Raw genomic sequence first — 14,693 nt, forward strand, 5'->3', positions numbered from 1 at the left:
AGTGTCGCAAAAAAGCAACATACTGTACTTGATAGTTTGGTGTTCCAGGGTCCTTCCCTTCTCAAAACCTGGGTTGTAACGGTTGGATGACCGTTTGGCACGCCTCTTGCTAATTAAAGAGAGATGAAAACGGTTTCAAAAGGAGAAGGGAGGACTTATGGGCACACAACAGCTAATCAATCGAGTTGCCCTCGTTACTGGGGGAGCGAGCGGCATCGGACTTGCGATCGCACAAAAGCTATACCAAGCCGGAAGCCATATCGCCATTGCTGATCTTGATCTCGGCAAGGCGGAAGAAGCGTTGACGGCCATCCCACAACTAGACGGCCAGCAAAAACTGGCACTCTGCGTCGACATGGCAGACTATCAATCGGTCTATGCCATGGCTGAACGGTGCGAGGAGAAGCTCGGCAGGATTGACATTCTGGTCAACAATGCCGGTTTTCAACACGTAGCGCCGATTGAGAATTTCCCAAAGGAAGTATTTCAAAAGCTGATCGATGTGATGCTGGTGGGGCCGTTTGTGGCGACACAGGCCGTATTTGCCGGGATGAAGCAGCGCGGTTGGGGAAGAATTATCAACATTTCCTCGATAAACGGAAAGATTGGCGCCCCGTTCAAGGCTGGCTACTGTTCCGCCAAACACGGAATCATCGGACTTACCCGTGTGACGGCAGTAGAGGCCGGAGATTCGGGGGTTACGTGCAACGCGATCTGTCCCGGATTTGTGGATACTCCGCTCGTACGCAAACAGTTGACCGATCTCAGTATGGGCTACAACGTTTCTCCCGACAGTGTCATTGAAGAAGTGATTCTGCCACACGTCCCTCAGAACCGATTGATTGGGGCTGACGAGATAGGTGACACAGCAGTCTTCCTCTCTAGCGATGAAGCAGCGGCCATCACAGGACAGGCGATCAATGTATCGGGCGGCTATGTGATGCATTAAGCGAGAAAACATACGGGGGGTTTTGAGATGAAGAAAAGGAAATGGATGATTCTGGTTGCGATGGTGCTGTCACTCGGTCTAGCTGGCTGTGGCCCGCAGTTGGATCAACAGACCAGTTCCGGCTCAGCAGGAGAGACGGCGAGCGGGGAATCGTCAGGCGGTGACGGTGGTGGCGGATCTTTTAACATCGGTCTCGCCATCTCGTTAAGCGGCGGCACAGCCAAATACGGAGAAGCGGCCAAGCGCGGAGTGGAACTGGCCATTGAAGAGTTTAACGAAGCAGGCGGATACAATGGACAGCAGGCAAAATTGGTTGTCTACGATGACGAGGCAAAACCAGAGAAGTCGGTAGAGATCGTGCAGCGGTTGATCCAACAGGACAAAGTCGTTGCCTTTGTCGGCCCGGCCAACAGCGGCAACGCCAAGGCACATATCAAGTACGCCCAGGAGTCAGGCATACCGGAAGTGATTCCGGTAGCGACCGGCACGACGATTATCGAGACATACGCAAATGAAGAGAAAAACTATATCTTCCGGGTTGCGCCCTATGACCGCGGTCAGGTCGAGACGATGCTGAAGTGGCTGGTAGAAGAAAAGAAATACAGCAAGATCGGCTTGCTCCACGACACGACAGGCTACGGTCAGGGCGGTAAGCAGGATGTAGAGGATGTACTGAAAAACAAATACAATCTGGAACTAGCCGCCAGCGAATCGTTCCAGGTGAATGATACCAACATGGAAGCGCAGTTGATCAAGATGCGCGAGGCCAATGTGGAAGCGGTGATCTTCTACGGACTTGCTCCAGAGGCCGCGCAGTATCTCAAATCGCGTGAAAAGCTCAACTACTATCCGGTGACCGTCGCATCCTGGGCGATGGGCGATCCTACCGTGAAGGAATTGGTCGGCGATCTGGTCAACAATGAGGTGTACATGGTCCAGTCCTTTACCATTGATCAGAGTGAAGCAGCCGGCAAGTTCCATGACAAGGTAGTTGCCAAGTATGGGGAAGACATTTTCCCGATCGCCTCAGCGCAAGGATATGACTGTGCCAAACTGATCCTGGAAGCAGTCAAAAAGGCCGGAACCGATCCCAAGGCGATTCGCGATGCGATTGAGAATATGGAAGGGTTTCAGGGAGTGACGGCGATCAAGGAGAAGCCCTTCACCAAAGAGAATCATGAAGCGTTGACCAGTGAAAATATGTTTCTCGCGACGTACAAAGATGGCGTGATCGTCAAACCGTAGCTGACGGGTGTCTACACAAGTGAAAAAATTAGGATAAAAAGTGTGGGAAGATTTCGTCAAGTTGATCGGGTATGTGAGAAGGAGGGAAATCATTTGTTGCAGGCGGTGGTAAGTGGACTGATCTTGGGCAGCATCTATGCGATCATCGCCCAAGGGTACTACATTACGTACATCACGACCCGCACGCTAAACTTCGGGCAGGGAGATTTTCTCATGGTCGGAGCGTTGCTTGGTCTTACTTCACTGGGAGCGATGACGACGTCGGGAATGAATGTTTATCTGGCCATCCTGCTTACAATCATCGTTGTTGCAGCGGCGATGGGTGTATTGGGATGGGGGCTGGAGCGGACGGCGATCCGCCCGCTTCAGCACTTTTTATCCATCGGCTGGATTTTGAGTACGGTTGCTGTTTCGATTATGCTTCGCAATATTGCGATGTTGATCTGGGGGAGAAACGTGATTCCGTTCCCCTCTCCTTTTGGCAGTGATGTGTATCGGATTGGCGGAGTGGGGATCACACAGCACGAGCTGTTTGTCGCTGTTTGCGCCATCCTGATCATGGTCTGTCTGTTCTTCTTCCTAAACAAGTCGCTGCTTGGCAAAGCGTTGGCCGCTGTCGCCTTCAATTCGGAAGCAGCTTCGCTGATGGGGATCAATCCGCGCCTGATGGCCGTGCTCGCCTTCGCATTATCCTCGGCATTAGCTGGGATCGGCGGCATCCTGGTCGGTCCGATCACGAACACAGCTTTCTTTATGGGGGCAACGCTTGGCCTCAAGGCGTTTGCGGCAGCGATCATCGGAGGTCTGGAAAATCCGGTCGGAATCCTGATCGGTGGATTGTTGCTGGGTGTGATTGAACAGGTTTTTTCCCTGTTTAATTCCGCTTACAAGGATGCCAGCGCATTTGTGCTGATCCTGATCGTGCTGATTTTCATGCCACAGGGGCTGTTGGGGAAAAAAGTAAAGGAGAAGTTCTGACATGAAGAAATGGCTGCTCTATGTACTGATCGGTCTTATCCTATACGCCTTCCCTTGGATCTTTCCTAATTCGTATCTCGTCCATCTGGCGCAGGGATTTCTTTACACGTACATCGTTGTGGTCGGACTTAACCTGCTGGTTGGCCTATCAGGACAGTTGTCACTGGGTCATGCCGGTTTTTTCGCAATCGGGGCGTATGTGACAGCATTGTGCACACAGGCAGGGATACCGTTTGTGATCAGTCTGCTGGTCGGAATGGCCGCTTGTGCGCTGACGGGCGCTGTTGTAGCGATGCTTTCCTTGCGGGCAAAGGGCCCTTATCTGGCGATGGTGACCATCGCTTTCGGCCTGCTGATCGAAATCGTAGCCAATCGTTGGGTGGACGTTACGGGAGGGCCAGCCGGTCTCTACCTGGAAGAGCCCAACTTGTTCGGTCTCACGCTGGGCGTCGTTGAGTATTACTGGTTTATGGGGCTGCTGACGCTGGTTATCGCAGTTCTCGTTGACAACTTGTTTACCTCCCGCTTCGGCAGAACTTTTCGGGCGATGGGCAACAGTGAGGTAGCAGCGGCAACAGTGGGCGTAAACGTGCGCAATTGGAAGGTACTTGCTTTTGCGATCAGTGCCCTGATCGCCGGTGTCGGCGGTGCTCTGTTCGCTTTTCAGAATGCTTACTTCAACAGCGATTCGTTTACGTTTGACAAATCGATTCTGTTTCTGGTCGGCGTGATCGTCGGTGGTGCGGGGACCCGTCTCGGGCCGGTAGTGGGTACGGTCATCATCTTCCTTTTGCCGCAATGGGTGCAAAGTTTGTACGATTACCATCTGTTGATCTTTGGCGGGATTCTGTTGTTCAGTCTGATTGTCCTGCCAGATGGGATCGTCGGTGGATTGAATCGTTTGTTGTCACGTCGCATCCAACAGGTTCCACGTGCTGCTGTTCAACATACCACGGCGCAGGAAACGTCCGATCACGTACACTGGGCCTCAGAACGGCGGGAAACAGTCCTTGCCATGGAGCAAGCAGTCATGGAGTTTGACGGCTACCGGGCTGTCGATGAGGTAAGCCTGGAGTTGAAAGGACCAGAAGTGCGCGGTTTGATTGGTCCCAATGGTTCCGGGAAAAGTACTACGGTTAATGTATTGACCGGTGTTTACGTCCCCACAGCAGGACAGATCCTCTGGAATGGAGCAGATGTAACGTCTTATGCTCCGCACCAAATGGCGGCAGTAGGCATCACGCGCACGTTTCAGAACCTGCAGCTGTTTGGCGAGATGACGGTACTGCAGAATGTGCTGGTCGGGTTTCACATCCATTATCGGACGGGTTTTTGGTCCAACTTGCTGCACACAGCCGGCTTTAAACGGGAAGAGAAGCAGTTTGAACAGGAAGCGCTTCGTCTGCTCTCGTTTGTCGGCATGGCCGATAAAGCCGATGAGACAGCAGCCAATCTCTCATACGGTGAGCAGCGCCTGATCGAGATCGCAAGGGCGATGGCTGTCAAGCCGCAGCTGCTGATCCTGGATGAACCGGCTGCCGGTGCCAGTCATTACGAAGTAGAGAAAATCATGAAGGTGATTCGCAATCTGAAGCAAGTTGGCATTTCGATCATTCTGGTGGAACATCACATGGAGATCGTGATGAATGTCTGTGATCAAATCACAGTGCTCGACTTCGGCAAAAAGATTGCGGAAGGGGACCCCGAACAGATCCAGAACCATCCCCAAGTGATTGAAGCGTATCTCGGAGGAGAGGAGGTGAGCAAGCTTGTTGTCGGTAAGTAACGTGTTTGTCCATTACGGTCGCGCCGAGGCACTGCGCGAGATAGACCTAGAAGTGAAGCAGGGAGAAATCGTCGCGCTGATCGGTCGCAACGGTGCGGGGAAAACGACACTGCTCAAGGCGATTACCGGACTGGTTGAGATCAGTGACGGGGAAATCCGGTATTACGACGAACGGATTGATCATCTCCCTGCTCATGCGATTATGAAAAAGGGAATTGGTCACGTGCCCCAGGGAAGACAAGTGTTTGGCGATCAAACCGTGGAAGAAAACCTGATCCTCGGAGCCTATACCAAGATCAAAAAGCAGCCCAAGCAGGTGAAAGAGTGGATGGAGCGGGAGTATGAGCGTTTTCCCCGGCTGCGTGAACGACGTCATCAGCAGGCGGGCACACTCTCTGGCGGTGAACAGCAGATGCTGGCGCTTGCTAGAGCGTTGATGTCGGACCCGCAATGTTTAGTCTTGGACGAACCATCCATGGGCCTTTCGCCGCTCTACGTAAAGCTGATCCTGGATACGATCGTCCAACTGAGACGAGAGGGCAAAACCATCCTGCTGGTAGAACAGTTGGCAACGGCTGCGCTCTCCATCTCCGATCGTGCTTACGTACTCTCTTCCGGTATGGTAGAGCTGACCGGAAACTCCCATGACTTGCTAAACGATGAAAAAGTCATTCGAACATACCTCGGTGCATAAGGATGAGGGAAAAGGCAAAGCGAATACGCCTGCCTTTTTCCTTTTTTGTCCCCTCGCGTTTTCTATGACAAACGGCGAGGGGAACAAAAGGCTAAGATCGCCGCTGCAACACTTCACTTGTTCTATGTTTTGCTGAACGGAGCTGGATTTGGTTACAATAGAGAAAACAGAAACAGTGAGGAAGGAGTTTGAGCCAATGAGCATCCCGGTGACAGATATTGCCTTTGAAAGCTCGCAGGTTAACGGGATTGGGCTGCATGTCCTGACGACCGACAAGTTTAAGACTACTACTATGGTTGTGTTTATTGAGCAGGCCTTGTCGTCGGAAAATGTGACAAAGACGGCGCTGCTCGCGCATGTACTGAAACGGGCAACGGCCCGTTTGCCGGACAGCAAACAGCTGCGTGAGCATCTGGATTTCCTGTATGGCGCGATTTTCGACGTAGACGTAGCGAAAAAAGGGGAACGGCAAATCCTTCAACTCTATTTGGAAGTGCCAAACGAACAGTATCTGTCCAACGAGACCACGCTGCTTGAACAAGCTGTTCAGTTCCTCGGTGATGTGCTCACACGGCCTTATCTGGAAGACGGCGTATTTGCAGAGAAGTACATACAAGCGGAGAAAGAATCGCTCAGAAAACGGATTGAAAGTATCATCGATGACAAGATGAAGTACGCCAATCAGCGGATCACGGAGGAAATGTTTAAGGGAGAACCGTTTTCCCTGCTGGTGCACGGACAAAGAGCCGATCTGCCGACGATCACCGCTGATAGGCTCTATGCGTATTATCGTGAACTGCTTAGTCACAATCCGATTCATCTCTTCGTGGTCGGCGACGTGGACCGCGGCCAGATAGAACAGTATCTCGCGCGTCACCTGCAGATAGAGCGAGGGGAACCGGCTCAGCTAGGGCCGCTTGCCGTCCAGAAAACAGTGAGTGAAGTGCGCGAAGTAGTGGATCGCCTCGACGTGACACAGGGGAAACTCAATATCGGCTGCCGGACACAAATCACGTATCGTGACGATGATTATCCGGCACTGGTGATGACCAATGGCGTATTAGGCGGATTCCCGCACTCCAAGCTGTTCATCAACGTCCGCGAGAAGGCAAGTCTCGCCTATTACGCTGTATCAAGATTGGAAAGCCACAAAGGTGTGCTGATGATGATGTCCGGTATCGATGTAGCCAACTACGAAAAAGCCGTATCAATCATGAAAGAGCAGCTGCAGATGGTCAGGGACGGCAAGATTAGTGATATGGAGATGAACCAGACCAGGGCCACCGTGACCAATCAGTACCGGGAACTGATGGATAGCGCTCGCTTGATGATTGACTTCACCTACAACGGACTTTTGAGCGGTCGCCGGAGAGGTTTGACAGAACTGCTGGAGGAGATCGGGCAGATCGGCATTGAAGAGATTCGGCGCGTGGCCGACAAAGTGCAGATTGATACGATCTACCTGCTGCGTGACAGGAAAGGGGGAGCGTAACCGTGCAGACGACCAGATACGAACAAGTACAGGAACAGATCTACAGTGAAAAACTGCCGAATGGACTCAGCGTTTATCTGCTGCCAAAGCTCGGTTTCAGCAAAACCTATGCGGTTTTTACCACCCGTTACGGTTCCATTGACAGCCATTTTCGCGCTGGTACGGAAGAACTTCATGTGCCTGATGGAATTGCCCACTTTCTGGAGCACAAGATGTTCGAAAAGAAAGATCGGGACGTCTTTCAGGACTTTTCCCGGAACGGCGCGTCCAGCAACGCCTTTACCAGCTTTAACCGGACCGCCTATCTCTTTTCCAGCACGACAAATGTAGCGGAAAACCTGCAGATCTTGCTCGATTTTGTGCAGGATCCGTACTTCTCTGACCAAAGTGTGGAAAAAGAAAAGGGGATCATCGGGCAGGAGATCCAGATGTACGATGACAATCCCGATTGGAAAGTGTATATGAATCTGTTGAAAGCGATGTACCAGAAACATCCGCTGCGGATCGAAATCGCCGGGACGATCCAATCGATTTCGAGGATCACCAAAGAGACGCTGTACCAGTGTTACGAGACGTTTTATCATCCGAGCAACATGCTGTTGTTCGTAGTAGGGGCAATCGATCCAGACCCGATCATGCAATTGATTCGAGACAACCAGGGGCGAAAGCAGTTTCCGCCGACACCCCGCATTGAGCGATTCTTCCCGGATGAACCACAAGAGGTGGGGCAGAAGCGGGTCGAACACCACCTGTCCGTTGGTCTGCCAAAGTGTCTGATCGGGTACAAAGAGATTCGTTTGGGACTTACGGGTGATGAACTGCTCAAGCTGGAATTGACCACAAAACTGGTGCTTGAGATTTTGCTTGGCGACAGTTCCCGCTTGTACCAGCAGCTGTACGACAGTGGTCTGATTACGGAGACCTTTGATTTTGACTACTCTGCTGAGACGGATTACGCCTATTCCTTGTTTGGCGGCGATACACCCGATCCAGACCGATTGGTAGAGACGATCACGAAGGAGATCAACATCTTGCAACAAAAAGGGATCCCTGCAGATGATTTTGAGCGGAGCAAGCGTAAAAAAATGGGTCAGTATCTGCGTGCCTTAAACTCTGTGGAATACATCGCCAACCAGTTCACCAGCTACAAGTTTAACGGCACCGATCTGTTTCAGGTTCTTCCTGTACTTGAGGCAATCACACTTGACGAGGCCAATCAGCGGCTGAGAGAGCACTGCCAACCACAGCAGCTTGCTGTCTCTGTCGTTCGCTCTGCGTCCTCTGAGGAGTAGGAATCGGAAACGATGACGAGAGAGAAACGATGGGCGTTGATAACGGGAGCGTCGGGAGAAATCGGGAGAGCGATTGGGATGCGGCTTGCATCTCAGGGGATTCCGCTGTATCTGCACTACTTTCGCTCACAGGATCGGCTTGATCCGCTTTTAACCTATTGCCAGGAGCGAGAGGTACCCGCCTACGCACTGCAGGCGGATCTGCGCGACCCTGAGCAGGTTAGCCGTTTGTTTTCCCAGATGCCGGTAAAACCGCTGTTGCTGGTAAACAATGCCTCCATTGACCACGTGGGTACCATCGATCAAGTGACGACCGACCAGTTTGACGATTTGGTAGCCGTCAACATCCGCTCCGCTTTCTTTGTGTGCCAGTCTGCTCTCCCGCAGATGATACGGGAGCAGTATGGACGAATTATTAATCTGTCTTCGATCTGGGGGTTGACCGGCGGTGCTTGTGAAGTGCTCTACTCGCTGACTAAGGGAGCGATCGTCTCTTTTTCCAAAGCACTGGCCAAGGAAGTGGCCCCGAGTGGGGTAACCGTCAATGCGGTTGCTCCTGGAGCGATAGAAGGCGGCATGATGGCGCGTTTCAGCAGAGAGGAACAGCTGGCGATCGCCGAAGAGATACCGGCAGGCAGGCTGGGGCGCCCGGAGGAGGTCGCTTCGATAGTTGCCTACCTGTTGTCTGAGGAGGCAGGTTACATTACCGGGCAGGTGGTCAGTGCAAACGGTGGATGGTACACGTAAAACAGGTTTCCAGTTGTCAAGAGACGATGCATATTTTGGGATAACAGATGGAATTCTAACCTTGTACGGGCAAACTGTCCGATCGTAACTAAGAGTAGGGAGGAAAACGTCTATGTCAGTCCTTGACAACTTTCGAGATTGGAAGCACTTTCTGGGAGATCGTGTCCAAGCGGCAGAACAGGCTGGAATGGAGAGCGATCTCGTAAACAACGTTGCCTATCAGATTGGGGGCTACCTCGCTTCCCAGGTCGATCCGAAGAATGAGCAGGAACGCCTCTTGAAGGAACTGTGGGACAGCGGCGACGAAGAACAGCAGCGTACCCTCGCCTCGTTGATGGTAAAAATGGTACAGAACGAGCCAGGTGCACAGCGCTAATTACAAAAAATCCCCTCTACACGGGGATTTTTCTTTTCTCCTCTTTGTCCATCCCAGGCATCATGTTATACTTGTAAAAAAAGAAGATACCCGGTAAGGGAGGACAGAAATGGACGTCAAAGACAAAAAAGAGTGGTACATGGAATACGAGATATCGAAAAATCGTCCTGGCCTCCTTGGTGATGTCGCGTCGATGCTCGGGATGCTGAATATCAATATCGTGACAATCAACGGTGTGCAAAACGGCAGGCGCGGATTGCTGCTGATGGTTGAGGAAGACGAAAAGATAGAAGTGCTTCGCAGTATTTTACAAAAAGTGGACAACATAACGATAACGAGATTACGTCCTCCCACGCTGTTGGACCGCTTGGCTGTGCGCCACGGTCGTTACATCGAACGGGACATTGAAGATAAGAAGACGTTTCGCTTTATTCGCGACGAGCTTGGCATGTTAGTTGACTTTATGGCAGAGATCTTCAAAAAGGAAGGGCACCAGTTAATCGGCATACGCGGCATGCCGCGAGTTGGAAAAACGGAGTCGATGATCGCTGCCAGCGTATCGGCAAACAAGCGCTGGACCTTTATCTCATCCACCTTGCTCAGGCAGACGGTCAGAAGCTCGCTCGCCATTGATGAGATGACCCCCGATCATGTATATTTAATAGATGGAATTGTGTCGACCATGCGATCTACGGAGCGGCACCATTCGCTTCTCCGGGAAATCATGAGTTTCCCGGCAGCCAAGGTGATTGAGCACCCTGATATTTTTGTTCGGGAATCGGAATACGAGCTCTCCGATTTTCACTATATCATTGAGCTGCGACATCATCCCGATGAGGAGATTACATATGAAATGCTGAACAGACAAGGATTTCATGACTTTGATGTGACGTTAGGAGGGTAAGCTGTGTCCGAGCTCGGCCAAGTCTTGCGACAAGCTCGTGAAGAAAAAGGTATTACGCTGGATGACATCCAAAAAGTCACGAAGATTCAAAAGCGGTACTTGGAAGCAATTGAACGGGGACATTATCACGTTCTTCCCGGCCATTTTTACGCGCGGGCCTTTATCAAAAGTTACGCCGAAGCGGTCGGACTTGACCCCAATCACATTTTGTCCCACTACCAGGCTGATCTTCCCGCCCAGCCCCCCCAGGAAAACATGGAACGGCTTCGCAGACGCCGAACGGCCGTTGCAAGGCAGCCCCTACAGGCCGGAAAGTGGGTTACCCAGACATTGCTCGTGTTGTTTGTCGTACTGGTGATCGGGGTGATTTACACGGCAGTGGTGAATCGCAACGGACTGGAGATACCGACCATCCCCGGCGATACGCAGGGCACCGGTGGAGAATTTGTGACAACACCCGAAGAAGAAGCTCCGGGCGTGCCGGTAGATCCAACTGATACGGATGATTCAGGCGATAATGCTGGTGGAGGTGGTGCGGTAGAGGAGGAGCCGGCCAAACCTTCTCTGGCCATGGATAAGCAGGAAGGAACGACGACCCATTATACGCTGACCAAAGCCGACAGCATTACGGTCACGTTTAAGATGAGCAAGGGCAGATGCTGGTTGGTAGCCTACGATAAGAAAGGCGGCAAGCCCCTGGAACCCGGAAAGACATTTAAACAGGGGGAGGAAAAGACATTCACGTTTTCCGATACCGCCTATGTGCAGGTAGGTCATCCACCAGCCGTTGAAATTACAGTGAATGGCGTGCCAATGGATGTGTCCCAATTGGTAGCTTCCCCTTCTTTTATGAGCATCAACCTCAAGAAGCAGTAGAAGAGCAAGTGTCAGCTTGCTCTTTTCTGTTTTTGACACTCCATAGGCCATATATTATACTGAATAGGTGTAACCTGGGCAGGTTCAGCTAATTGGAGGAACGTAAATGACGCAAAAAGCAACAACGCGTGAAAAAGTTGCAATCGTAACATTGGGTTGCGAGAAGAATATGGTGGATTCCGATATGATGGCTCACCTGGTTGACGAAAAGGGATATGAATTGGTTGACGATCCAAAGCAAGCGACGGTCGTCATCGTCAATACATGCGGCTTTATCGATGCGGCTAAGGAAGAGTCAGTCAACAAGATTTTGGACATGGCCGAACTGAAGGAAGACGGAAAGGTAAAGTCTCTCGTCGTCGCAGGCTGCCTGACGCAGCGCTATAAGGAAGATATCCTGGCCGAGATACCGGAAGTAGATGGTATCGTAGGTACAGGTGACTTTATGTCGATTACGGAAATCATCGACGAGTCTTTGCGCGGCCAAAGACCGATTCGCGTAGGCAACCCTGTTTTTCGGTATGAAGAGGTCGTAAAGCGAAAGGTAAAAGCAGGTACCTATACGGCGTACGTCAAGATCGCCGAAGGTTGTGACAACGCCTGTACCTTTTGTAGCATCCCGCTGATGCGCGGCGGGTTCCGCAGTCGTTCGATAGAGTCGATTGTGGAAGAAGTGGAGCACCTCGCTTCACAGGGGATCGTGGAAATCTGCCTGATCGCACAGGATTCTACCAACTACGGGACCGACTTGTACGGCAAGCATATGCTGCCAACCCTCTTAAACAAGGTAAGCGACGTGCAGGGCATTGAGTGGATCCGTCTGCACTACGCCTATCCCGGGTTCTTTACGGATGAGTTGATTGAGGTGTTTGCGACCAATCCGAAAGTGTGCAAGTACATCGACATGCCACTGCAGCATTCACAGGATGCGATCCTCAAGCGGATGCGCCGCCCCGGCCGACAGCGTGACACACGTGAATTGATTGCCAAAATCCGGGGGAATATTCCGGATGTCGCCCTTCGCACCTCACTGATTGTCGGTTTCCCAGGCGAGACGGAAGAAGATTTTCAGCATTTGTGCCAGTTTGTACGGGACGTTCAGTTTGATCGCATGGGAGTTTTTACCTACTCTAGTGAAGAGGACACACCTGCCACCCGTCTGCCTGATCACGTCGATGAGGAGACCAAAGAGCGACGGGCCAATATTCTCATGGAGATTCAACGGGAGATTTCGAAGAAAAAGAATGAAGCCTTTTTGGACAAGGTGATTCCGGTTCTGATCGAGCGGTATGAAGGCCATGGCAACGTATACGTCGGCAGATCGCAGTACGATGCACCGGAAATCGACGGAGAAGTGTTTGTCTCCGGCTATAAAGGCGAATTGGGAAAAATGGTGAAAGTGAGGATTACCCACTCGTACGAATACGATTTGGCTGGGGAGGTAGTATAGGTGAATCTCGCCAACCGCATCACGCTTGCTAGGATCTTCCTGGTGCCTGTCGTCATGTTTTTTTTGTTGGTTCACTACAAGTTTGGCTACTTTACCATCGGCAGCATCAGTATGTCTTACAATGAATTGATTGCAGCGCTCGTGTTCATCCTAGCGGCCAGCACAGATGGATTGGACGGTTATATCGCACGGAAGAGGAAAATCGTTACCAATCTGGGGAAATTTCTCGATCCGTTGGCCGATAAACTTCTTATCTCCGCGGCCCTTATTTCACTGGTTGAAATGCAGCGTCTGGAGGCATGGATTGCGATCGTCATCATCAGCAGGGAGTTTGTGGTGACCGGATTGCGCCTTGTGGCCGCTGCTGAAGGGCATGTGATTGCAGCCAGCGCGCTTGGCAAGTTGAAAACATGGGTGCAGATCGTAGCGATAGTTGCCTTGATGCTTCGCAACTTTCCATTCGAAAACTTCGGGTTTCCGTTTGCGACGATTGCCTCTTGGGCCATGGTTGTCATCACCATCTACTCTGGGTACGACTATTTTGTTAAAAACCGCAATGTGATTCAGTTTTCCTGAGTAGAGTGGGCTTCTTTGTTATTTTGTGTATGACTCTTTTTCCATTAGGGAATCGTTGACACATAGAGAGGATAGGAAGGATAGGGATGAGAGCGGAGATCGTAGCGGTTGGCACAGAATTGCTGCTCGGACAGATTGCAAACACGAACGCACAGTTTTTGTCCCAAAAACTGGCGGAATTAGGGATTAACGTTTATTTTCATACCGTTGTTGGAGATAATTACGAACGTCTGTTGTTTGTTACCCGTCAGGCGGCCGCCCGTTCTGATCTGGTCATTTTTACCGGTGGCCTGGGTCCGACCCAGGATGACATGACCAAGGAGACAGTGGCGGCCCACTTGGGCCTTTCACTCGTCATCGACGATACGGCGATGGGCAGAATTGCCTCTTTTTACGAACAGCGCGGGATCACGATGACCGAAAACAATCGGAAACAAGCACTTGTCATCGAAGGAGGCACCATCTTTCCCAACGATCGCGGGATGGCACCGGGAATGGCGGTTACACACGCTGATACGACATATGTGCTTCTGCCCGGACCGCCGAGTGAGCTGTACCCGATGGTTGACAAGTATGTCCTCCCGTACCTGAACCATTTACTGCCTGCCAAACAGGTATTTCACTCACGTGTACTCCGTTTTTTTGGGATTGGCGAATCTGCCCTTGAGGAGCGTTTGCTCGATTTGATCGAACGGCAGTCCAACCCCACGATTGCCCCCTATGCCAAAGAATTTGAAGTCACGTTGCGAATCACTGCCCGCGCCGATACGGTGGAGGCAGCGGAGCAGTTGATCGCCCCGGTTGAGTCCCAGATCCGCAGCCGTGTGGGTGAATACATCTATGGTGAGGGTGAGACACCGCTGCATGAGGTGTTTGTCGATGCACTGATCCGACAGCAGGTGACCATCTCCAGTGCAGAGAGCTGTACGGGAGGTGCGCTGTCGGCGTTGATCACCTCCGTACCAGGCAGTTCTGCTGCCTATCGCGGCGGAATCGTTTGCTACAGCAACGAAACGAAACAGAAGCTTCTTGGCATTCCAGGTGACTTGTTGGCAAGCGATGGTGCAGTCAGTAAATCGGTTGCCGCCGCATTGGCGGAACAGGTACGGCGTACCTGCGATACGACCGTTGGCATATCGATTACAGGTGTGGCCGGACCGGATCCGCTGGAAGACAAACCTGTCGGGCTGGTATATATTGGGGTTTCCGTGCAGGGATTGCCGGTGCTTGTGAAGGAGCTCAAGCTGGCGGGGCACCGCCAAGCCATTATTGGACGCACAGCGAAATTCGCGATGTTTTATGCGTTGCAACGTTTAAAAGAAAGGTGA

Annotated in this window: 14 protein-coding genes; all 14 read left to right on the plus strand. The window is 51.7% G+C overall.

Annotation, left to right across the window (positions count from 1 at the left end; translation table 11 throughout):
• The first annotated feature begins 157 nt into the window (after positions 1-157).
• Positions 158-949, plus strand: a complete 792-nt coding sequence (locus LOK74_RS06780; protein ID WP_230045892.1) for a 3-hydroxybutyrate dehydrogenase — start codon at positions 158-160, stop codon at positions 947-949.
• 27 nt (positions 950-976) lie between these two features.
• Positions 977-2,194, plus strand: a complete 1,218-nt coding sequence (locus LOK74_RS06785) for an ABC transporter substrate-binding protein (RefSeq protein WP_230045893.1) — start codon at positions 977-979, stop codon at positions 2,192-2,194.
• Positions 2,195-2,287: 93 nt separating this feature from the next.
• Entirely contained in the window at positions 2,288-3,172 is an 885-nt protein-coding gene (locus LOK74_RS06790; RefSeq protein WP_230045894.1) for a branched-chain amino acid ABC transporter permease, read from the plus strand.
• 1 nt (position 3,173) lies between these two features.
• Positions 3,174-4,958, plus strand: a complete 1,785-nt coding sequence (locus LOK74_RS06795; protein WP_230045895.1) for a branched-chain amino acid ABC transporter ATP-binding protein/permease — start codon at positions 3,174-3,176, stop codon at positions 4,956-4,958.
• Entirely contained in the window at positions 4,942-5,652 is a 711-nt protein-coding gene (locus LOK74_RS06800; RefSeq protein WP_230045896.1) for an ABC transporter ATP-binding protein, read from the plus strand. Before LOK74_RS06795 ends, LOK74_RS06800 begins: the two co-directional genes overlap by 17 nt.
• A 196-nt stretch (positions 5,653-5,848) precedes the next feature.
• A complete protein-coding gene (gene yfmF / locus LOK74_RS06805; RefSeq protein WP_230045897.1) occupies positions 5,849-7,144 on the plus strand; it encodes an EF-P 5-aminopentanol modification-associated protein YfmF in 1,296 nt (431 codons plus the stop codon).
• A gap of 2 nt (positions 7,145-7,146) precedes the next feature.
• Positions 7,147-8,436 (plus strand): EF-P 5-aminopentanol modification-associated protein YfmH, encoded by a 1,290-nt coding sequence (yfmH, locus tag LOK74_RS06810; protein ID WP_230045898.1) that lies wholly within the window; start codon positions 7,147-7,149, stop codon positions 8,434-8,436.
• Positions 8,437-8,448: 12 nt separating this feature from the next.
• Complete coding sequence (ymfI, locus tag LOK74_RS06815) at positions 8,449-9,183, plus strand: elongation factor P 5-aminopentanone reductase (RefSeq protein WP_230045899.1); 735 nt, start codon at positions 8,449-8,451, stop codon at positions 9,181-9,183.
• Between the two features lie 112 nt (positions 9,184-9,295).
• Complete coding sequence (locus LOK74_RS06820; RefSeq protein ID WP_230045900.1) at positions 9,296-9,559, plus strand: DUF3243 domain-containing protein; 264 nt, start codon at positions 9,296-9,298, stop codon at positions 9,557-9,559.
• Between the two features lie 109 nt (positions 9,560-9,668).
• Positions 9,669-10,463, plus strand: a complete 795-nt coding sequence (locus LOK74_RS06825; RefSeq protein WP_230045901.1) for a DUF3388 domain-containing protein — start codon at positions 9,669-9,671, stop codon at positions 10,461-10,463.
• Positions 10,464-10,466: 3 nt separating this feature from the next.
• Positions 10,467-11,339: a helix-turn-helix domain-containing protein gene (locus tag LOK74_RS06830; protein WP_230045902.1), complete on the plus strand. Its 873-nt coding sequence runs from the start codon at positions 10,467-10,469 to the stop codon at positions 11,337-11,339.
• 106 nt (positions 11,340-11,445) lie between these two features.
• On the plus strand, positions 11,446-12,789 hold the full coding sequence (gene rimO / locus LOK74_RS06835; protein ID WP_230045903.1) for a 30S ribosomal protein S12 methylthiotransferase RimO: 1,344 nt from the start codon (positions 11,446-11,448) through the stop codon (positions 12,787-12,789).
• Positions 12,790-13,365: a CDP-diacylglycerol--glycerol-3-phosphate 3-phosphatidyltransferase gene (gene pgsA / locus LOK74_RS06840; protein ID WP_230045904.1), complete on the plus strand. Its 576-nt coding sequence runs from the start codon at positions 12,790-12,792 to the stop codon at positions 13,363-13,365.
• 86 nt (positions 13,366-13,451) lie between these two features.
• Entirely contained in the window at positions 13,452-14,693 is a 1,242-nt protein-coding gene (locus tag LOK74_RS06845) for a competence/damage-inducible protein A (RefSeq protein ID WP_230045905.1), read from the plus strand.

The organism is Brevibacillus humidisoli (genome assembly GCF_020923435.1).
Classification (GTDB): Bacteria; Bacillota; Bacilli; order Brevibacillales; family Brevibacillaceae; genus Brevibacillus_E; species Brevibacillus_E humidisoli.